Below are 25,408 nucleotides of genomic sequence, written 5' to 3'. Positions count from 1 at the left end.
AGTCTGACCGGCTTGTCGGCGTTAGACAGCTTTGTATCCGCGTTGTTTCCCGCTGCAAAGCCTGCGGCGGGGTGCATGCCCCTGCTGCCAGGGACATGCACCCTTGCGGCCTACTTCCTGGGAGGAATTTCAGCAGGCAGATACCGCGAAATTTCGAAGCCCGCAGCGACTTGGCACATGGTCGGTTTCTTCCAGCTCTTCTTCATGGCATTCTCCTCTTCTGCCAGCCCGAAGGGGCCGGTCATGTCATTGACGCCATTGCGGGCGGTGCAATGGCTCGTCCATCACTTCACAAATGGACAAATGAAACACTGGGTTCTCAAAACAACTAAAGAAAACTATCTGCCTCGAAGATCGGTTCCTTCCCTCCATCGCCGTTTTCGCGCCGATCGCGCTCACCCCGGCGCCGCCGTGATCGGGTTGTCATGTTCGTCGATCAGCGGCACGTTGTAGTCGAGCAGGAGCTTGTTGATCTCCGCCTGGTTCTCGCGGATCACCTTGTTGAGCATACGCTTCCATTCCTGGTCGGATGGACGCACGCCCATGGTGATGCGGTAGGACATGCGCGAACCGGTCTTTTCCTTGACCAGCGGAACGATCGTGACATTCGCGCCGAGCTGCCTTGCGTAGTAGCCTGCCATCGGCCCCCACAGGATCGCCGCGTCGATCTTGCCGGCAAGCATGTCCTTGAGCACGACTTCTCCCATCGACGGGGTGACGCGCGTATCGACGGCCAGCGGGTAGATCTTGGCCGTTCGCAAGAGCTTGTTGGCGGCCATGTTGGCGGTCGGCGGCGTGCGTTCGACGACGCCGATCCTCTTACCGGTGAGTTTCGGATCCTCGATCGTCTCGACACCCTCGAGGTCATCGCCCTTCGGGTGCACAAGCACGTATGAGGAGCGATAGTAGGCGTTGGTGTTCTGCACCAGCTCGTCGCCCTGGGCATAGCCCATGATGATGTCGCATCGGTTGGCGGCAAGCGTGTTGCGCACGAAGCCCATGACGGTCGGAAACCATGTGTAGGCGACCGACTTCCGCCCTGTCTTCCTGGCGACCAGCTCGGCCAGCTTGTTTTCGAATCCCTTACCGTTCTGGTCGGTGAAGGGCATGTTCGAAGGATCGGCGCAGACGCGCAGAATGTCGGGATCGACCAGCTCTCCCGCTGCGCCAAGGCCGGCGCCTTGCGCCCAGGCGGCCGATGGCAGCAAGGCGAGCGCGCCGAGCAGGGGCAGAACGAAACGTGGCTTCGATGCAACCCGGGCTGTCACGTCATCCCCCCATGCAGGATTTTTCGGCATCCTTGGCCGCTTGGGGTTTGTCCTCGTGCTTGGGCGGCCTCCCGCGCGGCGCGGCGCCGTCGGCGCGGGCGCGCAGATAGACGTAGAGGTCATCCAGGTAGCAATAGACGTTCTTGTTGTCGCCAAAGGCCGGCATGACATTCTCCTTGCCGTTGGCGGTGTTCTTGCGGCCCTGGGCGACGATCGAGAGGAAGGTAGGGTAGTCGATTGTCTTAAGGCTGTTCGCCAGGGCCGGGGCATAGGTCGAACCCATCCCGTCCTGTCCGTGGCAGACATGGCAGTCCGAGTGATAGCGGCGATAGCCGCTGAAGGTGTACCAATCCACCGTTCCGTTCTCGATCTTGTAGGTTGGATTTCCATCCGCATCCAAATATTTGCCGCCCTCGTCCTTCACCGCCTTGGCTTTGTCGGCGCTGTCCTCGGCCTGCGCTGAAGTCGGGGCGGCCAAAGGCAGAAGGGTCAGGGCGAGAACGGAAACTGCGATGCGGATGGACATTCAGACACTTCCTTATTTTGCCAAGGACGAAAGGTTGCCGTCGCGAAGCGGCGTTGACCGGTGTTCGGGTGTGCTGCAGATCGAGAGCCCGGCCGTTGCCTGCGGAATGATCCGGGCTCTCGATCTTTCAGCCTTCGGTCTTAAGGTTTTCCCGGGATATCAATCCGGAAGACCGAAGACGGTGAGCTGGCCGCCCAGCGTCGTGTAGTCGGCGAGTGCCGCGTAGCCACCGACCGCTCCGAGACCGGCCGTTCCGACGACCGCGGCCTGATCGCCCTGCGCGCGGCCCTGATCGACGGCGCCATGCCAAGCGGCGGCGTTGTCGGGTGACAGCAGTCCGCCGGCAAGGCCGATACCTGCCCATCCGCCGACACCGGACAGAACGGCGATGTACTGCTTGCCGTCATGCTCGAAGGGCGTGACGTTGCCGATGATGCCGGACGGGGTCTTGAACTTGTAAAGTTCCTTGCCGTGCTCATCGACTGCCTTGATGTAGCCTTCGAGGGTCCCGTAGAAGATGACGTCGCCAGCGGTCGCCAGAGCGCCCGACCACACCGAGAACTGCTCGGGCTTCGACCAGACGATCTCACCCTTGGCGGCATCCCAGGCAATGAAGTTGCCCATGTTGCCGTCACCGCCAGGCGCTGGATACATCGACACCGTGGCGCCCACATAAGGCTGGCCGGCCGTGTAGCTCACCTTATACGGCTCATAGTCCATGCAGACGTGGTTGGTCGGCACATAGAACAGCCCGGTCTTCGGCGAGTAGGCGGCCGGCTGCTGGTCCTTGGTTCCAAGCGCCGCCGGGCAGATACCCGTCGAGTTGGTGTCTTCGCCGTTCTGTTGCGTCGAATATTTCGCCACGACCTGCGGGCGGCCGTATTCCTTGCTGTTGGGGTCCATATTGACTTCGGTCGCCCAGTTCACCGCCGGGTCGTACTTCTTGGCGACGAGAAGTTCGCCGTTGGCGCGATCCATGGTGTAGGCGAAGCCGTTGCGGTCGAAATGCACCAGCACATCGTGCTTTTTGCCTTTGACCTCCATACCGTCGACGAGAATCATCTCGTTGATGCCGTCAAAGTCCCATTCGTCATGTGGGGTCATCTGGTAGACCCATTTGGCCACGCCGGTGTCGGCATCGCGGGCGAAGATGGTCATCGACCAGCGATTGTCTCCGGGGCGCTGGACCGGGTTCCAGGTCGAGGGATTGCCGGTGCCGTAGTAGACGAGGTTCAGCTTGGGATCGTAGGAATACCATCCCCAGGTCGTGCCGCCGCCCGTCTTCCACTGCTCGCCTTCCCAGGTATTCGTGCCGGAGTCCTTTCCCACCGGCTTGCCGAGCTGCGTGGTCTTCTCGGGATCGAGCAACGTGTCCGCATCCGGACCTTCCGAATAAGCCTTCCAGGCGAGCTTGCCATCCTTCAGATTGTAGGCGGCCAGCCAGCCGCGGACGCCGAATTCCGCGCCGGATACGCCAACGAGGACCTTGTCCTTGATGACCACCGGCGCCGATGTGCCGGACTCACCCTTGCCGCCGTCGGTCTGTTCGCCGTTCTTGACCGACCACACGACCTTGCCGGTCTTGGCATCGAGCGCAACGACGGTTGTGTCGGCCTGGTTGAGAATGATCTTGCCGTCTCCGTAGGCGACGCCGCGATTGACCGTGTCGCAGCACATGATCGGAATGACGTTGGTGTCTTGCTTGGGTTCGTACTTCCAGAGGATCTTCCCGTCATTGTCGAGATCGAGGGCGAAGACGGTGTTCGGGAATGGTGTGTGAACATACATCACGTTGCCGATGATCAGCGGTCCGCCCTCGTGGCCGCGCAGCACGCCGGTCGAGAAGGTCCATTTGACCTGCAGGTTCTTCACGTTTTCCTTGGTGATCTGCTTGAGCTTGGTATACCGGGTGTTGGCGTAGTCGCCAGTCTGCATCACCCAGTCTTTCGGATTTTCGGCCATCTTCACGAGGTCTTCGTTGGCTGACGCTGTATAGAGTGCGCTTAACGACAGTAGCGCGGCGGTTGTTGCGATGTAGGTGGCTTGAGTAAGTGCGCGCATCAAATTCCTCCCATGTTGACAACAAGAAATCGGCAATCAAGCTCGCAAGAGCTTGTTCAGGCGATTGGTATTGGGAAGTATTTCCGGCAGCTGTCACGACCTAAACTGCAAGTAGCAGAGGAACTTTCCTATCCTCTACCAAATCAGCCTAGCCTGCACCCGCCCGGTTGGCCTACGAAAGACTGCCGCCGCTCCCTTGTTACAGCGATGTCCTTGAAGCCGGAAACAGGGTAAGGCTATGTCATTGCAAAATGTCAGGCAAGGAAAAACCCCCGCCTGAATTGTGCGCTGCAGCATTTATCTAGTGCGGCGCAATATAAAATTGAGAGAAAAAAGACATTCAAAATTTCACCATGGTTAGAAGTTTAAAATCGAATGATTTCGTATGCAATATCTAATATGATCGTATTATAGGCGTGATAGACTTCTAAGTATATTTCTAAATATTCTTGTGCCTCATTTCGCTTGGTATCTCTGGTTGTCCGCATTGATCTGGCTATGAAAAAATACTCGCTAAGATGGGCGCTGGGACGAGCCGTGAAGCTGCTTTGGAGAGCTGCCGTCGGTGGGAAAGGCATTCCTCCTTTGGTCCTATACCGGGGCGGTGAGAACTTGACCGGGCTTGCGGCATGCCGCCAACTGGGCACGATGGTGCTGCCTCGCTGCAGCGCGCGCGGGCAATCGGAGGAATTTCTCATGGTCAGATATGTTGGATTTTCGATCCTTCCGCTCCTCTTTTCGCCGGCAATGGTCCTTGCAAACCCGGCCAGCGCCGCGGGGGACTACCCGACGGCGACGATTGTCGACTACGTGCTCGGCTGCATGCAGACGAACGGCCAGACGCGTCAGGCGCTGGAGAGTTGTTCATGCTCGATCGACGTCATCGCCTCGATCCTCCCTTACGACCATTATGAGAGGGCCGAGACCTTCAAGAGCCTGTCCCTGACGACAGGCGAGAATGCAGGTCTGTTCCGCGAAAGCGCGCCGGCGAAAGCCGCGCGGACGGAGCTGAAGCAGGCGCAGGCCGAAGCAGACGTGCGTTGCTTCTGAAGCATCCGGGAAAGTCCGCAGTGGTTTTCCGTCCGGAACTGCATGGACCGGGGCGGTCAGGCCACGCCCGGAAATTTCTGATGGAACGATCGCAAAAGGCCGTTCGTCGCCTCGGGGCCGCGGTGTTGCCGGGGCAGCCCTATGTCGAAAACGCCGAGCACGTGCGAGGGCCTCGGCGCAAGCACGATGATGCGGTCCGCCAGCGTTAGCGCCTCGGTCAGGTTGTGTGTCACCATCAGGGCGGTCGTGGGCCTGGCCGACCAGACGTCGAGAAGCAGGCGCCGGAGTTGCCCGGCGGTCCGTCCGTCGAGCGAGACGAAGGGCTCGTCGAGGAACAGCACCGCCGGCTCGGTCGCGAAGGCGCGCGCGAGCGCCGCCCTTCGCGCAAGGCCTAGCGAAAGCTCCGCCGGATAGAGCGAGCGCATGCCGGCGAGACCGAGCGTGTCGAACAGCGCGTCGAGATTTTTCGCGCGCAGGTCTTTCGGCAGCGCCAGCCTGACATTCTGTTCCACCGTGCGCCAGGGCAGCAGGGTGGGTTCCTGGAACACGGCGGCTATGCGGTTCGAGCCGCCTTCGGGCAGCTGGAAAGAACCGGAGAACTGCCTGTCGATCCCAAGCAGAATGCGCAGCGTCGTGGTCTTGCCGCAGCCCGATGGCCCGAGCAGGCAGGCGAATTCGCCTTGTTGGACCTCGAAGGAAAGGTTCTTCAGCGCCATGACCGAGACGCCCTGCGCGGACCTGAAGGTTTTTTCGGCGATGTCGACCCTAAGCGGAGCGGCGGCGCCAACGGGTTGCATGTCGTTCAACGGGCTGCACCAGAAGAAGTTCGATCACGAGCATCACCGCCACGAATGCCAGCGTGTAGGCGAGAATGGCGGCGACGTCGAAAAGCTGGAAATAGAGGTGGATCTGGAAGCCCACGCCGTTGGAGCGGCCGAGCAGTTCGACCACCAGAACGATCTTCCAGATGAGAGCGATACCGGAGCGCGAGGCCGCGGCCAGATAGGGCTGCAATTGCGGCAGCAGGATATGGCGAAGGCGGTCGAGGGGACCGAAGCGGTAGACGGCCGCCATTTCGGCGTAACTCGGGTCCAGCGCCCTGGCGCCCTCGCGCATGGTCACCACGACATTCGGGATCTTGTTCACGGCGACCGCGCCTATCGCCGCCGCCTCGTTGAGGCCGAACCAGATATAGGCCAGCACGATGACCACCAGCGCGGGGATGTTGAGGAACAGGATGACCCAGGGGTTGAAGAACCGGTCCGCGCGGCGGTAGCTGCCGAGGAGGATGCCGATCGCCGATCCGACGATCATCGCGACGAGATACGCCGCGGCGACCCGGCCCAGCGTTGCGCCGAGGTGGTAGAAAAGGTCGCCGCTCGCCGCCTCTCTCAGCAACACCTGCCAGACCTCACCTGGTCCCGGAAAGGCGGGACTCGGCCAGGTATTCGCCGCCAGGCTCCACAGCAGGCCAAGCCCGAGCAAGGAGACTGTCACCGTCAGCGCGGGCATCAGCGTCGCAGCGGAGCCGGAACGGCTGGAGATGCCGGCCGCTTCGCCGAGCGTGCGATCGCCGCCGTCTCTTGCGGTCATTGCGGCGGCTCCCGCCAGAATGTGCCGGGCGCCATCTCCGGCGCGCTGCCGACCAGCTTTTCGCCGCCGATTCGGGCCAGCACCCGATAGAGCCTGCCGGCATCGGCCGCCTCCTCGGCGACCGGCCGCCTGGGGATGCCCTCGCGGTAGCGGTCGCGCAGCTTGGCCAGCTCCTTGCCGTCGGCGCGGATGACCGGCGCGAGGCGCAGCCACTCTTCGTCGGACCTTGCCAGCAGATCCTTGGCCTGCGCGGAAGCCTTGAGGAAGCCGCGGACGGCTTGCGGATTATCGTTCGCCCATTTGTCGTGGAAGACATAGCCAAGCGCGGATACCGGACCCGATGCTCCGAGCGCCATCTGCGCGTCGCCGGCGCCGATCAGCCGACGAAAGCCGTCGGCCTCGAGCCTGGCGCAGAAGTGCCAGAAATTGAGCGCCGCATCGAGTTCGCCCTGAATGGCCTTTTGCGAAATCAGCGGCGGCGCGCCAAAGACGACATCGCTGACCGCCGGCAGGTCGATGCCGTGATCGCGCCTGGCCAGCGCCTGTATCAGCAGCCAGCTCTTGTCGATGGCCCCGCCGGCGACGCCGATCTTCTTTCCCTTGAGGTCGGCGATCGTGCGGATCGGCGATGCGTCCTTCACCATGATCGCCCCGACGGCGGTCGAATAGGGGGCCAATGTCACGTCGCCGCCCTCCGAGCGCTGGCGCGAGACCCACAGCCAATCGGTCACGATCATGTCGATCGCGCCTGCCAGCATCGCCACATTGGTCGCATCCTCCCCAGCGAAATTGATGACGTCCAGATCGATCCCGTTGGTGACGTCGAACTTGTGCTGCTTCAGCGTATCAAGCTCCCAGCTCACCGTGCCGAACTTCAGCACGCCGATGCGAAGCTTTGACGCGGCGGAGGCGTCAACGGCGTGTGAGCCGACAATCGCCGCCGTTCCAAGAGCCGCCAGACGGAGCGCTTCCCGCCGCGAAATCATGATGCGTCCTCCCGGGACTGCAACAAAACAGGGGCGCCGGTCAGATTGCCCGGTCCTTCGTCGGGAAAGCGCATTTCCAGCGCCTGACCTTCAAGGCCGGGTGTTCCTGCGACCATTTCGCGATTTCGCTGGGCGCCAGCATCATGCATTGGAACAGGGAGCCGCGGCTTTCAAAATAGAGATGCTCGTCTCGGCAATCGCCGGGATTGGCACTCAGGCAAACCGTCAATATGAGGTCGACCATATTCATTCAGCACCTCTTGCGCGCGCGAAGACGCCCGCTCTGGCGAAATGCCGCCGCCCCCATTGCCTGGGCAAATCTCAGCCTGGATGAAACCAGCCTGACCGGTGTCCCGAGGTGCCCTTGGGAATCCAGAACGGCCTGAAGCTACGCGCTCGCCCCAGGACCGTCAACAAAGTCGAAAGTACAGGATGGGCTCTCTCGGATGCGGCAGTCTGGACCTTCGTATGATTGACTTCCGCCATCCGCCGGTTAGCTTTTTGCTCGTGCCGGGGATTTGACGATTAATGAGGAATTGCCATGCGCGCTATCGCATTTTTCGCCGCCATATTCCTGGTTACTTTCATTACGGACCAATCCTACGCACAGGATGCGGCGGCAGGCGAGAAGGTCTTCACCAAATGCAAGGTCTGCCACGTCGCGGACAAGGACCAGAACAAGGTCGGTCCGTCGTTGAACGGCGTCATCGGCCGCACGGCCGGCACGCACCCGGGATTCAGCTATTCCCAGGCCATGGTCGCGGCCGGAAAGTCCGGCGTCAAATGGGACGAGCCGACGCTGACGACCTATCTCCATGATCCAAAGGCCATGGTGAAAGGCACGAAGATGGCGTTTGCAGGCCTCAAGGACGACAAGGACGTGGCCAACGTCATCGCCTATCTCAAGCAATTCTCGAAGTGACGGCCTAGAGCGGTTCAGCGTTGATAGAATCGCCGAGCCGCTCTACGCGGCGTCACGCAGCCTCCGCATGGCGGAAGGCAGATCGAGCAAGCTGTCGCATACGAGGTCCGCGCCCAGTTCCTCGACGGGGACATGGGTGTAGCCGCCGCGCAGCAGAACGACCGGCATGCCGGCCGCGCGCGCGGCGCCGACGTCGCTGATGCTGTCTCCAACCATCAGCGCCTCGTATGGTTCGACGCCAAGCTGGTCGAGCGCCAGAAGCAGAGCGTCAGGCGCCGGTTTCAGGTTTGTCACGGCATCTCCGCCGACGATCGCGCCGAGATATTCCGTCAAGTGGAAATGCAGCAGGATTTCGCGCGTCGCCAATTGCGGCTTGTTGGTGGCAACGCCCATGGCCGTTCCGTTCAGATGGAAGTGGGTGAGAACTTCCCTGACGCCAGGCATCAGCTTCGTCAGCCCAGTCAGATGTCTGCGGTAGATCGGCGCCATGTCGCGATTGGCTTCCTCGAGAACGCTGCCGGCAAGCGGCGACCCCGAGGCGGCGAAAGCCCGCTCGACCAATTTCATGACACCGCCGCCGATCATCGCCCTGACCCGATCCACGCTGAGCGGCGGCAGATCGCGGCCGGCCAGCAGCTCGTTCACAGCCGCCGCGATGTCGGGCGCCGAATCGATCAGCGTGCCGTCGAGATCGAACAGGATCGCCCTTGGCGACCCAAAGGGCTTGCTTGCGCCTTTCATGCGGCCTCCTTCCATTTGATCGAGCAGCCGATCGAAGCGATCTGGTCGCGCGGTCCGTTACCGGTTCGGGCAACCTGCTTCATCGCCTCCAGCAGATCGCGTCTCAGTCCAGGCTGTCCGGCCTCGCGTCGCGATGCATCCAGCCGGCCGCGATATTGCAGCGTCAGCTCGCCGTTGAGGCCGAAGAAATCCGGGGTGCACACGGCGCCATAGGCGCGCGCCACCGCCTGCGACTCGTCATGGAGATACGGGAAGGTGAAGGCGTTCGCCCTGGCGAAGAGCTTCATGTTGTCGAAGCCATCGTCAGGATAGGCGTCGGCATCGTTGGCGTTGACCGCAACAAAGCCGATACCCTCGGCCTTGAGGTCGTCGGCGTCGCGCACGATGCGCGAAATCACCGCCTTCACATAGGGGCAGTGATTGCAGATGAAGGCGACGACCAGCCCGTTGGGTCCGGCCTGGCCGAAGATCGAATGCGATCTGCCGTCGATGCCGGGCAAGACGGCGTCGACGCCTTGCCAGCCGAAATCGCAGACCGGTGGGATTGCCGCCATGTCATCCTCCGCAAGTGGTTCACGCGGCTCGCCGGACCGCTCCGTCGGCCGCCTGTCTGATCGCGCCAATATTGGCGCGATAGGCGGCCTCGGCGCCACCCTTGAAAACGGCGGAGCCGGCGACGAGCACATTGGCGCCGGCCGCGGTAACAAGGGGAGCCGTCTCGGGCGTGACGCCGCCGTCGATCTCGATGTCGATCGGACGCTGGCCGACGAGCGCCTTGACACGCCTGACCTTGTCGATGACCGCCGAAATGAAGGCCTGACCGCCGAAACCCGGATTGACGGTCATCAAAAGCACTAGGTCGAGCCGGTCGAGGACATATTCGATGACGCTTTCCGGCGTCGACGGGTTGAGCGACACGCCGGCCTTTTTGCCGAGGTTCCTGATCGCCTGCAGCGAGCGGTCGAGATGCGGCCCGGCCTCGGCGTGCACCGTGATGATGTCGCAACCGGCGTCGGCGAAGGCGGCGAGATAGGGATCGGCCGGCGCGATCATCAGATGACAGTCGAAGATCTTGTCGGTTCGATCGCGGATCGCCTTGATCACCGGCGGGCCGAAGGTGATGTTGGGCACGAAATGTCCGTCCATAACGTCGAGATGGATCCAGTCGGCGCCCGCCCGCGCGACCGCTTCGATCTCGTCGCCGAGCCGCGAGAAATCCGACGACAGAACGGAAGGGGCGATGATGGTCTTTGCGGTCATTTGCCTTCTCCTTCCCCGGGCTTCACTGCGAACACCCGGCTGGCGGTGATGTCCTCGGCGGAGATCGTCGACAGCGCCTTGGCGTCGAGCGGTTCCCTAGCGCTCTCGAACAGGCGGTTGGCCTGCCGCAGCCGTGTCCGGTCGAGCGCGTTGCGGATCGAGCGGGCATTGGCGAAATGCGGTTGTGCGCGGCGGCGCGCGATGTAGTCGGCCATTGCGGCGGTTGCCTCGGTGTCGAACAGGTAGTTTTGCTTTTCGAGCATTTGTTCCGCGATCCTGAGAAGCTCGTCGTCGGAATAATCGGGAAAGTCGATGTGGTGGGCAACGCGTGAACGGAATCCCGGATTGCTTTCGAAGAAGCGATCCATGCGCTGCGCATAGCCGGCGAGGACGACGACGAGATCGTCGCGCTGGTTCTCCATCACCTGCAGCAGGATCTCGATCGCTTCCTGGCCGTAATCCCGTTCGTTCTCAGGGCGATAGAGATAATAGGCCTCGTCGATGAACAGGACGCCGCCCATCGCCTTCTTCAGGATCTCCTTGGTCTTGGGGGCCGTATGGCCGATATACTGGCCGACCAGATCGTCGCGGGTAACCGAAACCAGATGGCCCTTGCGGATATAGCCCAGGCGATGCAGCAGGTCGGCCATGCGCAGCGCGACGGTCGTCTTGCCGGTGCCCGGATTGCCGGTGAAGCTCATATGCAGCGTCGGCGTTTCGTGCGCGAGGCCCATGCGGCGGCGGGCCCGCTCGACCAGCAGGAGCGCCGCCGTCTCGCGGATGCGTCGCTTGACCGGGGCGAGCCCGATCAGATCGCGGTCGAGCTCGGCCAGGACGTCCTTGACGCCGGACGTTTCGAATTCCTCGCGCAGATCGATCGCCGCCGGGGCGGCGGCTTGCGGCACTTGCGTTTCGGCTAAGGCTGGCGCCGGCATGGTATTTTCCTCCTGTCGCGATGATTAGCCGTATCTCGCCCCGGCCGGCCTGTCGGCGGCGTAGGGCCTGGTGGTGTAGCGGATCATGCGGCCCGCGGTTTCCTGCCTGTCGAGTCGGTAGCCGGGTTCCTCGTCCGGGCGGTTCACGATGAAGGAGAGCTTCACCGATTCCCAGCCCTGCGAGGAATCGAAGGCGACGACGCGGATATAGCGATCGCCATAGAGCTTGCGGCATGCGTTGAGCTCCATCATCAGCGCCGCCGCGTCCGGATTGTCGAACATCGGGTGGCCCCACATGTCCCAATAGGTGTTGCGCGGGTGCGGGTCGTCGGTGAACTCGAGGCTGACGGCCCATTTGTTGTCGATGCAATACTGCACCTGCGCGCGGATCTGATCGTCGGTCAGGTCGGGCAGGAAGGAAAAGGCCCCTTGGGTTATGCGCATTGTCTGTCTCCTTATTCGGCGGCTGTTGCCACCGGAACGAAGTCCGGCGTGTCGGTCGAGGCGTAGTTGAATGTCACGTCCTTCCAGACGTCGAGAGCCTGTCGCAGAGGCAGGCATGAGCGGGCGGCGCGCTCGAGGATCTCAGGCCCTTCCCGCAGGTAGTCGCGACCCTCGTTGCGGGCGAGGATCATCGCTTCGAGAGCTACCCTGTTGGCGGTGGCGCCGGCCGCGATCCCCATCGGATGGCCGATCGTGCCGCCGCCGAACTGGAGCACGACATCCTCGCCGAGCAGGTCGATGAGCTGATGCATCTGGCCGGCATGGATGCCGCCCGACGCCACCGGCATCAGCTTGTTGAGCGAGGCCCAGTGCTGGTCGAAGAAGATGCCGTTCTCCAGCCGCATCGGGTTATGGTCCTCGCGGCAGATGTCGTAGTAGCCCCTTGTCGTCGCCGGATCGCCTTCCAGCTTGCCGACGACGGTGCCGGCATGGATGTGATCGACGCCGGCAAGCCGCATCCATTTGGCGATGACGCGGAAGGAAACGCCGTGCGACTTCTGCCGCGTGTAGGTCGAGTGCCCGGCGCGATGCAGGTGCAGAATCATGTCGTTCCTGCGCGCCCACTTCGCCATCGACTGGATCGCCGTGTAGCCGATCACGAGGTCGATCATGACGATGTTGGAGCCGAGCTCCCTGGCGAAGTCGGCCCGTTCGTACATGTCCTCCATGGTGGCCGCGGTGACGTTGAGATAGGTCCCCTTGATCTCGCCGGTCTCGGCCTGCGCCTTGTTGACCGCCTCCATGCAGTAGAGGAACCGCTCACGCCAATGCATGAAGGGCTGCGAGTTGATGTTTTCGTCGTCCTTGGTGAAATCGAGCCCGCCTTTCAGCGCCTCGTAGACGACACGGCCGTAATTGCGGCCGGAAAGGCCGAGCTTCGGCTTGACGGTGGCGCCGAGCAGCGGGCGGCCGAACTTGTCGAGGCGCTCGCGCTCGACGACGATGCCGGTCGCCGGACCCTGGAAGGTCTTCACATAGGCGACGGGAAAACGCATGTCCTCCAGCCGCAATGCCTTCAACGGCTTGAAGCCGAAGACGTTGCCGATGATCGATGCCGAAAGATTGGCGATCGAACCCGGCTCGAACAGGTCGAGATCGTAGGCGATATAGGCGAAGTACTGTCCGGGCGCGTTCGGCACGGGGTCGACCCGATAAGCCTTGGCGCGGTATTTTTCGCTCGCCGTCAGCCGGTCCGTCCAGACCACAGTCCAGGTTGCGGTCGAGGATTCGCCGGCGACTGCCGCGGCGGCCTCAATCGGGTCGACGCCGTCCTGCGGCGTGATCCTGAACACCGAGATTATGTCGGTGTCCTTGGGCTCGTAGTCGGGCTCCCAATAGCCCATCTTCTTGTATTCCATCACACCGGATCTGTAGCGGTCCTTGCCGGTCACGGTCTCGGATTTGTTGGGCATGAGTCTGGTCCTTTCCTTGCTTGGCGGACCGCCGCTCAGGCGGCTTTCGCGGTTGCGATCTGCGGGTCGAGCTTTCCCGCGGCGTAGCGCTTGGCCATCTCGTCCATGGCGACGACCTTGATCTTCGAGGCGTTGCCCGCGGTGCCGAAGCGTTCGAAGCGATCGCGGCAGAGGTCGCGCAAGGCGTCCATGGCGGGCTTCAGGAATTTTCGCGGATCGAATTCACGCGGATCCTGCGTCGCGACGCGGCGGAACTGCCCGGCCATGGCCATGCGGCAATCGGTGTCGATGTTGACCTTGCGCACGCCGTAGCGGATGCCGCGCTCGATCTCCTCGACCGGAACGCCGAAGGTCTGGGGCATCTCGCCACCGTACTTGTTAATAATGTCCTGCAGCTCCTGCGGCACGGAGGACGAACCGTGCATGACCAGATGCGTGTTAGGCAGCTTCTCGTGGATCGCCTCGATCACCTGCATGGCCAGGATGTCGCCGTCCGGCTTGCGCGTGAACTTGTAGGCGCCGTGGGAGGTGCCGCAGGCGATGGCGAGCGCATCGACGCGAGTGGCGGTCACGAAGTCGACCGCCTGATCGGGATCGGTCAGGAGCTGGTCGTGCGACAGCGCGCCCTCCGCTCCGTGACCGTCCTCCGCTTCGCCCTGGCCGGTTTCCAGTGAGCCGAGCACGCCGAGCTCGCCTTCGACGGAAGCGCCGACCCAATGCGCCATGCGCGCGACGCGTTCGGTGATGGCGACGTTGTAGTCGTAGCTCGCCGGGGTCTTGGCGTCCGCCATCAACGACCCGTCCATCATCACCGAGGTGAAGCCGTGGCGGATCGCCGAAAGGCAGGTGGCTTCGTTGTTGCCGTGATCCTGATGGATGCACAGCGGAATGGCCGGATGGATCTCGGTCAACGCCTCCATCATCCTGGACAGCATGATGTCGTTGGCATAGGAGCGGGCGCCGCGCGAAGCCTGGATGATCACCGGCGCGTCGCAGGCCCTGGCCGCCTCCATGATGGCGAGGCCCTGTTCCATGTTGTTGATGTTGAATGCCGGCACGCCGTAACCGTGCTCGGCGGCATGGTCAAGAAGCTGGCGAAGGGTGATGCGGGCCATTGTCGGTCCTCCTAGATGATGAGTTTCAGCGCCGCCGCGGCGACGGCTTCGGGTGTGATGCCGAAATGCCGATACAGGTCAGGGGCGGGGGCACTGGCGCCGAAGCCGGTCATGCCGACAAAAGCGCCCGTGTCGCCGATCCAGCGGTCCCAGCCGAGACGGGCGGCCGCCTCGATGGCGACGCGCGGCGCCGAGCCGAGGACGGACTTGCGGTAGTCGGCTTCCTGTTCCTCGAACAATTCCCAGCACGGCATCGAGACGACCGCGGCGGCGACGCCGTGCTGGGTTTCCAGCCGTTCGGCGGCGGCAACGGCGATCTCGACCTCCGAGCCGGTGGCGATCAGCGTCACGGCGCGGTGCGCGGATGGCTCGCGCAAGACGTAAGCGCCGCGGCCGGACCGGTTCCCGTGGCCATGTGCCTGGCGCAGCATCGGCAGGTTCTGGCGCGAGAGCACGAGCACGCTCGGCCGCTTCCCGCTCTTCAGCGCCAGTTCCCAGCACTCCGCCGTTTCGATGATGTCGGCCGGGCGGAAGACGTTGAGGTTCGGCGTCGCCCGCAGCATCGCCAGGTGCTCGACGGGCTGATGGGTCGGTCCGTCCTCGCCGAGGCCGATGGAATCGTGCGTCATCACATAGACGACGCGCTGGTTCATGAGCGCCGAGAGCCGCATCGCGCCGCGAGCATAATCGGCGAAGCACAGGAAGGTGCCGCCATAAGGTAGGAACCCGCCATGCAGGGCGATGCCGTTCATGGCCGCGGCCATGCCGTGCTCGCGAATGCCGTAATGAATATAGCGGCCTGCATAGTCGCCCGGCGCTATGCGATCCATGCCTTTGGTGATCGTCAGGTTCGAATGGGTCAGATCGGCGGAGCCGCCGACCGTCAGCTCGGTTGCGCCGTTGATCGCGGCGAGCGCCATTTCGGAGGCCTTGCGCGTCGCGACCTTGGTCGCCTTCTCGACATGCTCCGCGCGGAAGGCGTTCAGCGCTTCGAAGACCGCATCGGGCAGCTTGCCGGAAAGCGCGCGCTCGAAGTCTTCGCGGCGCGCCGAGGCGGCAAGCCGCCGCTCCCAGGCGCGCCGCGCCGCCTGGCCGCGTTCGGCGATCTCGCGCCAGGCCGAAAGGATGCCGTGCGGCACCTCGAACGGCGCGTGGGCCCAGCCGATGTTTTCGCGCGTCGCGGCGATCTCCGCATCGCCCAGCGGCGCGCCATGCGTCTTTTCCGAACCCCCAAGATTGGGCGCGCCCTTGCCGATCACCGTACGGCAGGCGATCAGGGATGGCCGATCCGAATGCTGTGCTGCCTCGATCGCCGTAGCGACGGCTTCCATGTCGTGGCCGTCCACCGACTGCACATGCCATCCGGCGGCTTTGAACCGGGCCGGCTGATCCATCGATGTCGAAAGCGAGGTCGGTCCGTCGATGGAGATCGCGTTGTCGTCCCAAAGCACGATCAGGCGGGAGAGCTTCAGGTGACCCGCGAGGTCGATCGCCTCGTGGCTAATGCCTTCCTGCAGGCAGCCGTCGCCGGCGATCACATAGGTGTAGTGGTCGACGAGATCGGCGCCGTGGCGGGCGGCCAGCATGCGCTCGGCCAGCGCTATGCCGACAGCGGTCGAAATGCCTTGCCCGAGGGGACCGGTGGTCGTCTCGATACCAAGCGCGTGGCCATGCTCCGGATGCCCGGCAGTACGGCTGCCCAACTGACGGAACCGTTGCAACTCCTCGATCGGCATGTCCTGGTAGCCGAGCAGGTAATGCAGGGCATATTGCAGCATCGAGCCGTGTCCGGCCGAAAGCACGAACCGGTCGCGATCGGGCCAATCCGGCGCCGTCGGATCGATGGCGATGAAGCGGCTGAACAATACCGTCGCGACATCGGCCATGCCCATCGGCATGCCCGGATGTCCGGAACTGGCCTTCTGCACGCTGTCCATGGCCAGTGCGCGGATGGCGTTCGCCATGTCGCGCTCGGACACTGCGGCGGTGGACTTTAGTGCTGCCAGGGTGGTCATGGCATCCTCCTCACGACACACGTTTCTTGCGTTCGATCAATTGCAGGATGAGCGGCGTCAGGATCAGCTGCATGGCAAGGTCGAGCTTGTTGCCCGGCACCACTATGGAATTCGGCCGCGACATGAAGGAGTCGTGGATCATTGAAAGCAGGTAAGGGAAATCGATGCCGCGGGGATTGGCGAAGCGGATCACCAGCATCGATTCGTCGGGGGTCGGGATCCAGCGCGCGATGAACGGGTTCGACGTGTCGACGATCGGCACGCGCTGGAAATTGATCGCGGTCTGCGAGAATTGCGGAACGATGTAGCGGACATAGTCCGGCATGCGGCGCAGGATCACGTCCATCACCGCCTCGGTCGAATAGCCGCGCGTGGCGCGGTCGCGATGGATCTTCTGGATCCATTCGAGATTTATGACCGGCACCACGCCGATCTTGAGGTCCGCATGCCTGGCCAGATTGATCTTTTCGGTGACGACGCAGCCATGCAGGCCTTCGTAGAAGAGCAGGTCGCTCGGCGCGAATTCGCGCCATTCGGTGAAATGGCCGGGCGGTGTGCCGTACTGTTTCTCCTCGTCCTCGTCATGGATGTAGGTGCGGGTCTTCCCGCTTCCCCGGCGGCCATATTCCTCGAAAACCTCCTCGAGGATATCGAGCTCGTTGGCCTCGGCATGGAAGTGGGTGAAGTTCGGGTTGCCTGCCTTTTCCTGCTTGGCGACCTCCACCTTCATCGCGGCGCGATCGTAGCGATGAAAGGCGTCGCCTTCGATGAAGGCAGCCTCGATGTTCTCGCGCCGGAAGATCATCTCGAAGATGCGCTTGACCGAGGTCGTGCCCGCGCCCGACGACCCGGTGATGGTGATGATGGGGTGCTTCGCCGACATGTTCCGCTCAGGCCCTGAAGAGTCCGCGGCGGCTGAACAGCGGCGCACGCTCGCCGATGGCGCTGGGTTCGGTGTGGTAGCGGGCGATCCGCGCGACTTCCCGCGCGGATCCGAAGACCACGGGTACGCGCTGGTGCAGGCTCTCGGGTTCGATTTCCAGGATGCGGGTGATCGCATCGGTCGCGGCACCGGCCGCCTGTTCGATCAGATAGGCAATCGGATTGGCCTCATAGACCAGCCGAAGCCGTCCCTGGCTGTAACCCCGGCGTTGGTCGCCGGGATACAGAAACACGCCGCCGCGCATCAATATGCGGTAGCATTCGGCAACCAAAGAGGCGATCCAGCGCATGTTGAAATCCTTCTCCCGTGGGCCTTCGGTGCCTTCCAGGCAGTCATCGACATAGAGGCGCACCGCCTCGTCCCAGTGGCGGTAGTTGGCGGCGTTTATGGCGAACTCCTGGGTCCGCTCCGGAATGATCCGGCTTTCGTAGGCCTGGACGAAGGTGCCTAGCCTGGTCGAATGCACGAAGACGTGCGTGCCGCTGCCGAGCGACAGAACGAGCGCCAACTGCGGCCCGTAGATAAAGAAGCCGGCGCCCAGCATGTTCGCGCCTGCCTGCAAAAAGGAGGCGGCCGGATCGGCGTCCGGCGCGCCAGTTGCAGGGAGGAGCGAGAAAATCGTTCCGACCGACACGTTGGTGTCGATGTTGGAGGAGCCGTCCAGCGGGTCGATGGCGACGGCGAGGGGGGCTTGCCTGTCGAGCAGGACCGGCTGCTCCAGCTCCTCGGAGGCATAGAGCGCGACCGGGGCGCGACGCATGGCGTCGAGGAAGATATCGTCGGCGAAGACGTCGAGATCCTTCTGGACATCGCCGTCGGCATTGGCGCCGCGGGTCCCGGCAAAAGCGGCGCCGAGCGCTCCCTGGTTGATGGCATTGCGGACCTTGGTAGCCGCCTGCGTGAACTGACGGACGGTGGCGACGACCGCGGATCGGCGTTTGTCCGGCAGGTCGCCGAGATAGGAGTTCAGAAAAGCGTCGAGCGTTGCCGCTGGCATCGTAACCTCCCGGTCCGGCGTATTTCCCAGGCGCCGGATGGAGAGATGAAACCAAACGGTCCAAGATAAGTAAAATTCAATAACTTTACCTTGATGCTAAAAATAATTTAGTATGCTGCATGAGGACTCTCACGCTCAAGCAATTCAAGACCGTCCAAGCCATCGTTAGCCACGGGAAAATCGTGAGCGCGGCCAAGGTGTTAGGCCTCTCTCCTCCAGCGGTTACGATCCAGTTGCGACAAGTGGAGGAGGAGTTCCAGCTGGCCTTGTTCGACCGGACGTCGGACGGCATGCGTCCTACTACCGCAGGGCTGGCCTTCGTCGAGGCGGCGCAGGCCATCGAGGAGCGGCTGCGCATGCTTGAAGACGAGATGGACGCCATCAAGGGCGTGCGCGCCGGCAGCCTGAGGCTCGGCGTCGTCTCCACCGCCAAATATTTCGCGCCGCGGCTGATGGCCGGCTTCATGAAGGGACATCCCGACATCGACATGCGGCTTGCCATCGGCAATAGAGCCGAAACGATCGACAGGCTGAAGAATCACGACATCGACATCGCGCTGATGGGCCGTCCCCCCAAGGAAGTTTCGGTGCGCGCTTCGGTCTTCGGCGACCATCCGCTGGTCATCATCGCGCCGCCCGAACACAAGCTGGTTTCGGCACGCGACATTTCCAAGGAAAGGATCGCCGAGGAGCATTTCCTGATCCGCGAGCCAGGCTCGGGCACGCGCATCTCGCTGGAGATATTCTTGAGCGACGTGCCTGGCCGGATCGACGATCTCGGCGTCGAGATGGGGTCGAACGAGACGATCAAGCAGGCGGTGATGGCAGGTCTCGGCATTGCCTTCATCTCCGCCCACACCATCGCCGCGGAAACGGAAGCCGGTAGGCTCGTCATTCTCGATGTGGCTGGTATGCCGATCCGCCGGCAATGGTTTTCGGTGATGCGCACCGATCACGTGATCTCGCCCGCGATGGCAACCTTCAACGATTTCCTGATGCGCAAGGGCGCGACTTACCTGCCTTTGTTCGGCAAACTGTATCCACATGCCGAAGCGGATGAAGCAGCGCCGACACGGCAAGCGAGAACGCCTGCAAGGCGGCCCAAGTGAAACGCCTGACATATCGGCTGTCGGGGATCGTGCGAAAAGGTTGGGGAAGGGCGTGAGCAATGGGTCATCGCCATGGTGGTCGGCAGGCCTGCATGGCATATTGCTAATGGAAGGGTAGGGCAGCAATTCACACAAGGCGGAAGGGCAGCCAAACCTGCAGGCAAATCGCATGCGTCCCGGCGTGGGGTTCGGGATTTCGAAGGGGAAGGGGCAATGCTTTATACAATCGTGATGATGGTCTGCATGACGACCGTGCCGCAGACCTGTGAGCAACGCGAGGAAATAGCGGACGGCCTGGCCATGAATCCCGGAGTGGCCTTCATGCAGGCACAGCCGCTGGTCGCGCATTGGCTGGACACACATCCCGGCTATTTCGTGCAGCGCTGGCGCGTGCTGCCCGGCCGGAGCAGCTAGAGCAATTCCAGGAAGAGTTATTTCTTCGCGGCAAGCGTCTCCGAGACGGTCTTGGCCAGTTGGTAAAGCCGCTGCTCGATTATCGTCGGCACGTCGCAGACGTAGGTTAGTGATTGCGTGCGCTCCGTGAAGATCCGCGTCGCGAAATTCAGCTGGTCGGTCCGCCGCTCGACCTCGTCCTGATCCGCGCCGGGCTTTGCTCGCAACGCATCGACGTCGGACGCTTGCTTGCGCAAGTCGGCGGCCATTTCGAGCTGCCTGTGGGCATAACGGGAAATGCCGGAGATGACGTGCGAACGCTCGGCGTCCATGTGGTCGAACATGCCCTGCACGAGCATCGCCATTTTCGGCGCAAGCTGCTCGGCCGGAAGCGATGCCGCAAAATCCCTGATCTCCTTCTGAGCGTCGCCGAGCGGCAGCCGCCGCGCCGAGACGTCCTCGACAAGGGCGGAGACCGATGAGTCGTTTGACCAGTCCTTGGCCGACGGCGGAAGGTCCGGCCCGTTCCAGACCTGGCCGAGCGACAATTGCGGCACCTTGCGCTGGACGCAGGGCCAGCCCGGATCGGCGGTCGCCGCCCCGGCATTCGCGCCCGGCGCTAGCATGGCGACCACAACCAGGCTGCGAGCAAGCATTCCCGTCATCAGGCATTTCCTCCCGTATCCTGCTTGCGGGTCATCAGGCCGCGCGAGGGGTCGTAGGCGATGATGGCTCCGGCCAGAAACAGCAGCGTGCATCCGGCGACGACGCCCAGCGACACCCAATCGACCTGCCCGTAAAAGGCGAAGCGGATGAGTTCGACCGCGTAGGTGAACGGATTGACGATGCAGATCTTGTAGAGGAGAGGGCTGGCTTCCTGGATGCGCCACAACGGATACAAGGCGGGTGAGGCGAAATAGCCAGGGAATATGACGAAGTTCATGATGCCGGCAAAGTTTTCGAGTTGCTTGATCACAGAGGACAAAAGCATCCCGAGGGCGCAAAGCATCATGCCCGACAGAAACAGCGCCGGCAGCACGAACAGGTAGCCAAGGGGCGGCGCCTTGACGCCCCAGAACCAGGCCACGATCAGGAACGCGTAGACCTGCGCGATCGATACGGCGACGCCGGCGAGCATCTTGGACACCAACAGAAACCAGCGCGGAAACGGGCTGACAAGCAGGGTGCGCATATTGCCCATCTCGCGGTCGTAGACCATCGACAGCGAAGACTGCATGCCTGAGAACAGAAGGATCATGCCGCACAGGCCGGGCGTGATGTAGACCTCGTAAAGGACGTAGGTTTTATAGGGCGGTATGATCGAGACGCCGAGCACCTGGCGAAAGCCGGCGGCGAAGATGAACAGCCAGACGAGCGGCCTGACCAGCGAGGAGATGAAGCGCTCGCGTTGATGCAGGAAACGCAGGCACTCGCGCAGGACGATGCCCTTGAGGCAGACGAGATAGTGGCGCAGACCGAACGCGTCCGACCTCACCGGCGTGACGGAGGCGACCTTTTGCGGCGTCGCGGACGTGCTCATGGCGAAATCTCCGCAATGCCGGTCGTCTCGCTGCGGTTGAACTTCGAGAAGGCGTCGCGGATCGAACCGGCGCCGCTGGCCTGGATGAGATCGGACACCGTGCCGCTGGCGACAAGGTTGCCCTGTCGCAGCACGACGGCATGGTCGCTGTCGTCGACTTCGTCGATCAGGTGCGTGGCCCACAGAACGCCGATGCCTTCGGTTTCGACGAGCCTGCGGATGGTGGCCAGGATGCCGGCGCGCGACTGGACGTCGAGACCGACGGTCGCCTCGTCGAGCAGCAGCAGGGAGGGGCGGTGGAGCAGCGCCCTGGCGATTTCGATCCGTCGCATCTGGCCGCCGGAGAGAGAACGGGCCTTGTCATGCTCGCGGCCCCGCATGTCGACCGTTTCGAGCAGGGCGGCGATGCGCTGCCGGGCTTCGCCGCCGCCGATACCGTGCAGCGAGGCGTGGTAGGAGAGGTTCTGGTACACGCTGAGATCGAGGTCGAGCGTACGTGCCTGGAATACGATGCCGACACATCTGAGCGCTTCGCCGGAAGCGCGGCGGATGTCATGGCCGAAGATGCGGATCGATCCATGGCGGGTGTCGTAAAGGTGGCTGATCAGCGAGAACAAGGTTGTCTTGCCCGCCCCGTTGAGGCCGAGCAGCACCGTGAAGGTCGCCGGGGCGATCGAGAAGGACACGTTGTTCAGCGCCCGCTTGGGACCGTAGGAATGGCTGACGCCGACGACGTCGAGCGCCGCCACCTCATTTCCCGAACCGCCTGTCCGTACATGCTGCACGCCCATCACCCTGTTCTCATGTGCGCCCGGTCCTCATTTGCCGGTTTTCATTTGATTGTGATCTTGCCCTTCAGGCCCTTGTCGGCAAGGTCGGCGACGGACCACGTGTATTCGCCGGGGCGCACGGTGTGGAACTGAACCAATATGGTTCCCGCATCGTCGAATTCGAACCAGGCCGGTGCGCCGGCCATGTGCACCTCGAGATCGTTTATGACGATCTGGTCAATCCAGACGTTGCGCCAGAGATCGGTCATGAATTTGTATTCGAAGCCGCCGTGAGATGTGATCTTCCAGCGATAGCCTTGGCCGGCGACCAGTTCGAAATCCGTCCGATTGACGTCGTAGCTGGATTTGTCCGAGCCCAGGACAAGCTCGGGGAGGTTCTTGCTGGATCGCGTCACCTTCGGGGCATCATCGTCGTCGGCACTGGCCGCGAGCGGGGCAACCGCCAGCCCGACAAGAACGGCCAAGGCAATCATGCGACTGGTCTTCATGGAGCGAACTTCCTGGCTTGCTTGGGACATCGCTAGTTCGGCGATATGGCCACGCCCCACGGCTGCTGGCCGACGGTGAGTGACTGGACCGGTTCATCGGTCGCCGTGTCGATGAAGGTGATGTCGTTCGAGTTGCCGTTCGTGGTGATCAGCGTCTTCTGGTCGGGGGTGAAGGCGAGATGCCAGACGCGCTGGCCGACGAGGATGTATCTTTCCACTTCGTAGGTTTCGGTGTTGATCACCGCGACATGGTTTGCCGGGCCGAGCGCGACATAGGCCTTCTTGCCGTCGGCGGTTATGGCGATGCCGACGGGCTGGATGGTCTCGGCCCGCAATCCGTTGATCGCGAACTGGATTTTCTTCACCACCTGGCGCTTGGCGTTGTCGATGACGCTTACCGTGCCGCCGACCTCGGCGCTGACCCAAACCTGGGAGCCGTCGGGCTTGAATTCGGCGAAGCGCGGGCGCGTATCGACCAGGACGTTGTCCGTCACCTCATGGCTTTGCGTGTCGATGAAATGGGCCATGCTGGTGGTTTCGGAGGTGTTGACCATGGTCTTGCCGTCGGGGCTGACGCCCATGCCTTCCGGCTCGACGCCGACCGGAATCTCCGAGAGCACCGCCTTGCTCGCGACATCGACGACGGTCACCAGATTGTCGTCCTCGTTGGCGATGTAAAGCGTCTTGCCGTCAGGCGAGAGCACGAACAATTCAGGATCGGGCCCGGAGGGCAGATCGCCCACGATTTGAAGGCTCGACGTATCGATGATCTGGACCGTGTCGTCGTCGCTGGCGCACAGATAGACGAACTTGCCGTCGGGCGAAATCGTGATGCCGCGCGGCCGCTGCCCGACATCGACGGTCTTGATCACCTTCATCGTCGCCGTGTCGACGACGGTCATGGTGTTGTCCTTCTCGTTGGAGACATAGGCCGTATAGGCCGATGCCGGACCGGCCATGAGGCCGGTCGCGAGAAAGGCGAGTGCACAAGCTCGTCCTTGCACCGATTTTCCTCCCGATTGCTTTTTACTTAAGGGCGCATTTCGTCTCCGGCTGGTCGACGCCGAGCGTGTCTAGCTCGGAAACCTGATGGAGGTAGCCCTCCTGCGGCGAGGTCGAGACGACCGACTTGGCGTCGCTGAGCAGGATCGGCTGGCGCAACTGAAGGTTCCATTTGCGGAAGGTCAGCTTCTGGCCCTTGAAGGCGGCGACCGAGAAATCGTCCGAGCGGATATAGTCGCTGATCTTTTTCGGATCGTCGCCATTGGTGCGCGTGGTGGCTTCGCCGACGGCCCGCACGGCCGTCCAGGCCGACATGTCTTTGGACAACATTCGCCGGCCCGTCGTCCTCAGGAACCGGCTTTGCATCTGGATGCCGCCCCACTGCTCACTCGCGGGATGCCATGACGAGGCGACAAGCCCCGCCGTGCCCGCGACCGGGCGCGGTGTCCAGGTGCGGTAGGGCACATAGGTTCCGAATACCTCGCTCTCATCGGCGACCAGCACCACGTCGTGTTCCGGCAGGTCCTGCGTGAACACGGAAATCTGCTGCTGGATCTGCGTGGCGCCGGTGTCGGTGCGCCTGGCGGTGCCGGAGTCCTTGAACTCCTTCTCCGCCACGATCTGGCCACCGAAACGGGCAGCCGCGCGGCGCAACGCATCGGCATAGAGATGGTCCTGCTCATGCGAACCGTAGAGCAGCACCCAGTTCGGCCACTTCTTCACCATGAGATATTGCGCCAGCGCGTCGGCCAGCATGCTGCGCGTCGGCGCGATGTGGAAGACGTTTATGCGGCAGTCCTCCTCGCGCAGGCTGTCGTCGGTGGCGCCGATGTTGAAGATCAGCACGCCCTTGTCGCGCGCGATGTCGGCGATGGACAGCAATTGCCTGGCCGAGAGGTCCGCGACCACATAGCGGTCGCCCTTGACGATCAGGTCGTCGAATGCCTGAACCACATCGGCGTTCGGCTTTATTTCGGTGATGTCGAGGCTGAATTTCTGGCCGAGGAACGTTCCTGTCGTATTGTTGTCGCTGATCGCCACCTTGGCGCCGGCAACACCCTCGTCCCTTGGCGGCAGGTCGAGCAGGGAAAGCGTCAGCTGCGGCGCGTATGCCCGCAAATAGCCTATCTTGATTTCGGTGATCTTCTTTTCAGGCTTGGCCGTTGCGGCCGGTTGCTTGCTCGCTTCCTGAGCCGGCGCACCGGAAATGTTGGCGGCCAGGAAAAGAAAGCACAAAAAGGTCGTGAGAGTGGTCGGCACCGCGCTCGTCATCGATAACATTACCCACTCTCGTGCCGGGTCCAATCCTATCGGACTGGCGCCAAGCCAAGGTGCCCGCGGAAAACTTAGCGGACGTGTTGGATTTATCAAACCTTGTAAGCTGACCTGCCACTTCTGCTTTAGTCCTATTCGCCGCCGGCAAGGCGGCCGGCGATCAAGTGGATCGCGGCATGCCGAACTGCGCGCAAAGTTCCCGGTCGATCCTCGAGATCAAGCAACGCGTCTATCGGGTGGCCACCTCGAAACAGGTGAAGGGTGGGGGGACCTTGGTAGAATAGACTTATGAGGTAGAGCGTTCGATTATTGCTAGCTCACTACGGCTTGGAAACGGTATTTTTTGTTGTCCGGCGGACGTCAAGTCCGCCGGAACATGAAGTTTTTCGATTGCCCTGGGAGGACTGCCTCATGAAAACGCGTGCCGCCGTTGCCGTTGCCGCCGGAAAGCCGCTTGAGATCATGGAGGTGGACCTCGAAGG

At 62.6% G+C, this 25,408-nt stretch carries 27 protein-coding genes; 5 read left to right on the top strand and 22 right to left on the bottom strand.

Annotated features, from left to right (window positions below; translation table 11 throughout):
- The first annotated feature begins 75 nt into the window (after nucleotides 1–75).
- Nucleotides 76–453, top strand: a complete 378-nt coding sequence (locus FJ418_RS32030) for a hypothetical protein (RefSeq protein WP_181167031.1) — start codon at nucleotides 76–78, stop codon at nucleotides 451–453.
- On the opposite strand, the gene FJ418_RS21440 is transcribed toward FJ418_RS32030, so the two are convergent.
- The 3 genes from FJ418_RS21440 to FJ418_RS21430 all read right to left on the bottom strand — a co-directional run bounded on the left by FJ418_RS21440 (nucleotide 396) and on the right by FJ418_RS21430 (nucleotide 3,855).
- Nucleotides 396–1,298, bottom strand: coding sequence for a substrate-binding domain-containing protein (locus FJ418_RS21440; RefSeq protein WP_140868977.1), 903 nt, complete (start codon nucleotides 1,296–1,298; stop codon nucleotides 396–398). The two genes, FJ418_RS32030 and FJ418_RS21440, sit on opposite strands and share 58 nt — an antisense overlap.
- On the bottom strand, nucleotides 1,270–1,794 hold the full coding sequence (locus FJ418_RS21435; RefSeq protein WP_140868974.1) for a c-type cytochrome, methanol metabolism-related: 525 nt from the start codon (nucleotides 1,792–1,794) through the stop codon (nucleotides 1,270–1,272). The genes FJ418_RS21440 and FJ418_RS21435 overlap by 29 nt, the downstream gene beginning before the upstream one ends.
- A gap of 159 nt (nucleotides 1,795–1,953) precedes the next feature.
- Nucleotides 1,954–3,855 carry a methanol/ethanol family PQQ-dependent dehydrogenase gene (locus tag FJ418_RS21430; protein ID WP_140857540.1) on the bottom strand — a complete coding sequence of 634 codons (1,902 nt, stop codon included), beginning with the start codon at nucleotides 3,853–3,855 and terminating at the stop codon, nucleotides 1,954–1,956.
- Nucleotides 3,856–4,551: 696 nt separating this feature from the next.
- Between FJ418_RS21430 and FJ418_RS21425 the strand changes: the two genes are divergently transcribed.
- A complete protein-coding gene (locus FJ418_RS21425; RefSeq protein WP_140868971.1) occupies nucleotides 4,552–4,905 on the top strand; it encodes a hypothetical protein in 354 nt (117 codons plus the stop codon).
- 56 nt (nucleotides 4,906–4,961) lie between these two features.
- Here the strand turns inward: FJ418_RS21425 and FJ418_RS21420 are convergent, their stop codons facing one another.
- The 3 genes from FJ418_RS21420 to FJ418_RS21410 all read right to left on the bottom strand — a co-directional run bounded on the left by FJ418_RS21420 (nucleotide 4,962) and on the right by FJ418_RS21410 (nucleotide 7,487).
- The gene (locus tag FJ418_RS21420) at nucleotides 4,962–5,621 is read right to left on the bottom strand and encodes an ATP-binding cassette domain-containing protein (protein ID WP_246683154.1); all 660 of its coding nucleotides are present in this window, start codon (nucleotides 5,619–5,621) and stop codon (nucleotides 4,962–4,964) included.
- A gap of 49 nt (nucleotides 5,622–5,670) precedes the next feature.
- The gene (locus FJ418_RS21415) at nucleotides 5,671–6,417 is read right to left on the bottom strand and encodes an ABC transporter permease (RefSeq protein ID WP_140640831.1); all 747 of its coding nucleotides are present in this window, start codon (nucleotides 6,415–6,417) and stop codon (nucleotides 5,671–5,673) included.
- A 77-nt stretch (nucleotides 6,418–6,494) separates the two neighbouring features.
- Complete coding sequence (locus tag FJ418_RS21410) at nucleotides 6,495–7,487, bottom strand: ABC transporter substrate-binding protein (protein WP_140868968.1); 993 nt, start codon at nucleotides 7,485–7,487, stop codon at nucleotides 6,495–6,497.
- Nucleotides 7,488–8,025: 538 nt separating this feature from the next.
- On the opposite strand from FJ418_RS21410, the gene FJ418_RS21400 reads away from it, so the two are divergent.
- Nucleotides 8,026–8,406 (top strand): cytochrome c family protein, encoded by a 381-nt coding sequence (locus FJ418_RS21400; protein ID WP_140640321.1) that lies wholly within the window; start codon nucleotides 8,026–8,028, stop codon nucleotides 8,404–8,406.
- Nucleotides 8,407–8,448: 42 nt separating this feature from the next.
- Here the strand turns inward: FJ418_RS21400 and gph are convergent, their stop codons facing one another.
- Genes gph through FJ418_RS21350 form a run of 10 tightly spaced genes read right to left on the bottom strand, consistent with a single transcriptional unit; the run spans nucleotide 8,449 to nucleotide 18,328 of the window.
- A complete protein-coding gene (gph, locus tag FJ418_RS21395) occupies nucleotides 8,449–9,147 on the bottom strand; it encodes a phosphoglycolate phosphatase (RefSeq protein WP_140868965.1) in 699 nt (232 codons plus the stop codon).
- A complete protein-coding gene (locus tag FJ418_RS21390; RefSeq protein ID WP_140707693.1) occupies nucleotides 9,144–9,701 on the bottom strand; it encodes a thioredoxin family protein in 558 nt (185 codons plus the stop codon). The genes gph and FJ418_RS21390 overlap by 4 nt, the downstream gene beginning before the upstream one ends.
- Nucleotides 9,702–9,720: 19 nt before the next feature.
- On the bottom strand, nucleotides 9,721–10,407 hold the full coding sequence (rpe, locus tag FJ418_RS21385; protein ID WP_140652875.1) for a ribulose-phosphate 3-epimerase: 687 nt from the start codon (nucleotides 10,405–10,407) through the stop codon (nucleotides 9,721–9,723).
- Nucleotides 10,404–11,342, bottom strand: a complete 939-nt coding sequence (cbbX, locus tag FJ418_RS21380) for a CbbX protein (RefSeq protein ID WP_140707691.1) — start codon at nucleotides 11,340–11,342, stop codon at nucleotides 10,404–10,406. Before cbbX ends, rpe begins: the two co-directional genes overlap by 4 nt.
- 24 nt (nucleotides 11,343–11,366) lie before the next feature.
- Nucleotides 11,367–11,786 carry a ribulose bisphosphate carboxylase small subunit gene (locus FJ418_RS21375; RefSeq protein ID WP_140784154.1) on the bottom strand — a complete coding sequence of 140 codons (420 nt, stop codon included), beginning with the start codon at nucleotides 11,784–11,786 and terminating at the stop codon, nucleotides 11,367–11,369.
- 11 nt (nucleotides 11,787–11,797) lie between these two features.
- Entirely contained in the window at nucleotides 11,798–13,258 is a 1,461-nt protein-coding gene (locus FJ418_RS21370) for a form I ribulose bisphosphate carboxylase large subunit (RefSeq protein WP_140652881.1), read from the bottom strand.
- A 35-nt stretch (nucleotides 13,259–13,293) separates the two neighbouring features.
- Complete coding sequence (fba, locus tag FJ418_RS21365; RefSeq protein ID WP_140784152.1) at nucleotides 13,294–14,373, bottom strand: class II fructose-bisphosphate aldolase; 1,080 nt, start codon at nucleotides 14,371–14,373, stop codon at nucleotides 13,294–13,296.
- An 11-nt stretch (nucleotides 14,374–14,384) separates the two neighbouring features.
- The gene (tkt, locus tag FJ418_RS21360) at nucleotides 14,385–16,388 is read right to left on the bottom strand and encodes a transketolase (RefSeq protein ID WP_140868962.1); all 2,004 of its coding nucleotides are present in this window, start codon (nucleotides 16,386–16,388) and stop codon (nucleotides 14,385–14,387) included.
- Nucleotides 16,389–16,398: 10 nt separating this feature from the next.
- Nucleotides 16,399–17,271, bottom strand: a complete 873-nt coding sequence (locus tag FJ418_RS21355) for a phosphoribulokinase (protein ID WP_140784150.1) — start codon at nucleotides 17,269–17,271, stop codon at nucleotides 16,399–16,401.
- 7 nt (nucleotides 17,272–17,278) lie between these two features.
- Nucleotides 17,279–18,328, bottom strand: a complete 1,050-nt coding sequence (locus FJ418_RS21350; RefSeq protein ID WP_140868960.1) for a class 1 fructose-bisphosphatase — start codon at nucleotides 18,326–18,328, stop codon at nucleotides 17,279–17,281.
- A 119-nt stretch (nucleotides 18,329–18,447) separates the two neighbouring features.
- Between FJ418_RS21350 and FJ418_RS21345 the strand changes: the two genes are divergently transcribed.
- Together FJ418_RS21345 and FJ418_RS21340 are read left to right on the top strand one after the other, a co-directional pair.
- The gene (locus tag FJ418_RS21345) at nucleotides 18,448–19,437 is read left to right on the top strand and encodes a LysR family transcriptional regulator (RefSeq protein ID WP_140868957.1); all 990 of its coding nucleotides are present in this window, start codon (nucleotides 18,448–18,450) and stop codon (nucleotides 19,435–19,437) included.
- A gap of 213 nt (nucleotides 19,438–19,650) precedes the next feature.
- On the top strand, nucleotides 19,651–19,851 hold the full coding sequence (locus FJ418_RS21340; RefSeq protein ID WP_140868954.1) for a hypothetical protein: 201 nt from the start codon (nucleotides 19,651–19,653) through the stop codon (nucleotides 19,849–19,851).
- Between the two features lie 17 nt (nucleotides 19,852–19,868).
- Here the strand turns inward: FJ418_RS21340 and FJ418_RS21335 are convergent, their stop codons facing one another.
- The 6 genes from FJ418_RS21335 to FJ418_RS21310 all read right to left on the bottom strand — a co-directional run bounded on the left by FJ418_RS21335 (nucleotide 19,869) and on the right by FJ418_RS21310 (nucleotide 24,923).
- Nucleotides 19,869–20,495 carry a hypothetical protein gene (locus FJ418_RS21335; protein WP_140868951.1) on the bottom strand — a complete coding sequence of 209 codons (627 nt, stop codon included), beginning with the start codon at nucleotides 20,493–20,495 and terminating at the stop codon, nucleotides 19,869–19,871.
- Nucleotides 20,495–21,370, bottom strand: coding sequence for an ABC transporter permease (locus tag FJ418_RS21330; protein WP_140868949.1), 876 nt, complete (start codon nucleotides 21,368–21,370; stop codon nucleotides 20,495–20,497). Before FJ418_RS21330 ends, FJ418_RS21335 begins: the two co-directional genes overlap by 1 nt.
- On the bottom strand, nucleotides 21,367–22,161 hold the full coding sequence (locus tag FJ418_RS21325; RefSeq protein WP_181167030.1) for an ATP-binding cassette domain-containing protein: 795 nt from the start codon (nucleotides 22,159–22,161) through the stop codon (nucleotides 21,367–21,369). The genes FJ418_RS21330 and FJ418_RS21325 overlap by 4 nt, the downstream gene beginning before the upstream one ends.
- A gap of 41 nt (nucleotides 22,162–22,202) precedes the next feature.
- The gene (locus FJ418_RS21320) at nucleotides 22,203–22,649 is read right to left on the bottom strand and encodes a hypothetical protein (protein ID WP_140868946.1); all 447 of its coding nucleotides are present in this window, start codon (nucleotides 22,647–22,649) and stop codon (nucleotides 22,203–22,205) included.
- A 32-nt stretch (nucleotides 22,650–22,681) separates the two neighbouring features.
- The gene (locus FJ418_RS21315; protein ID WP_181167029.1) at nucleotides 22,682–23,608 is read right to left on the bottom strand and encodes a YVTN family beta-propeller repeat protein; all 927 of its coding nucleotides are present in this window, start codon (nucleotides 23,606–23,608) and stop codon (nucleotides 22,682–22,684) included.
- A gap of 67 nt (nucleotides 23,609–23,675) precedes the next feature.
- Complete coding sequence (locus tag FJ418_RS21310) at nucleotides 23,676–24,923, bottom strand: ABC transporter substrate-binding protein (RefSeq protein WP_140869159.1); 1,248 nt, start codon at nucleotides 24,921–24,923, stop codon at nucleotides 23,676–23,678.
- Between the last annotated feature and the right edge of the window lie 485 nt (nucleotides 24,924–25,408).

Source organism: Mesorhizobium sp. B2-8-3 (genome assembly GCF_006440815.1).
Lineage (GTDB): Bacteria > Pseudomonadota > Alphaproteobacteria > Rhizobiales > Rhizobiaceae > Mesorhizobium.
This window is presented reverse-complemented; position numbering and strand designations above follow the sequence as displayed.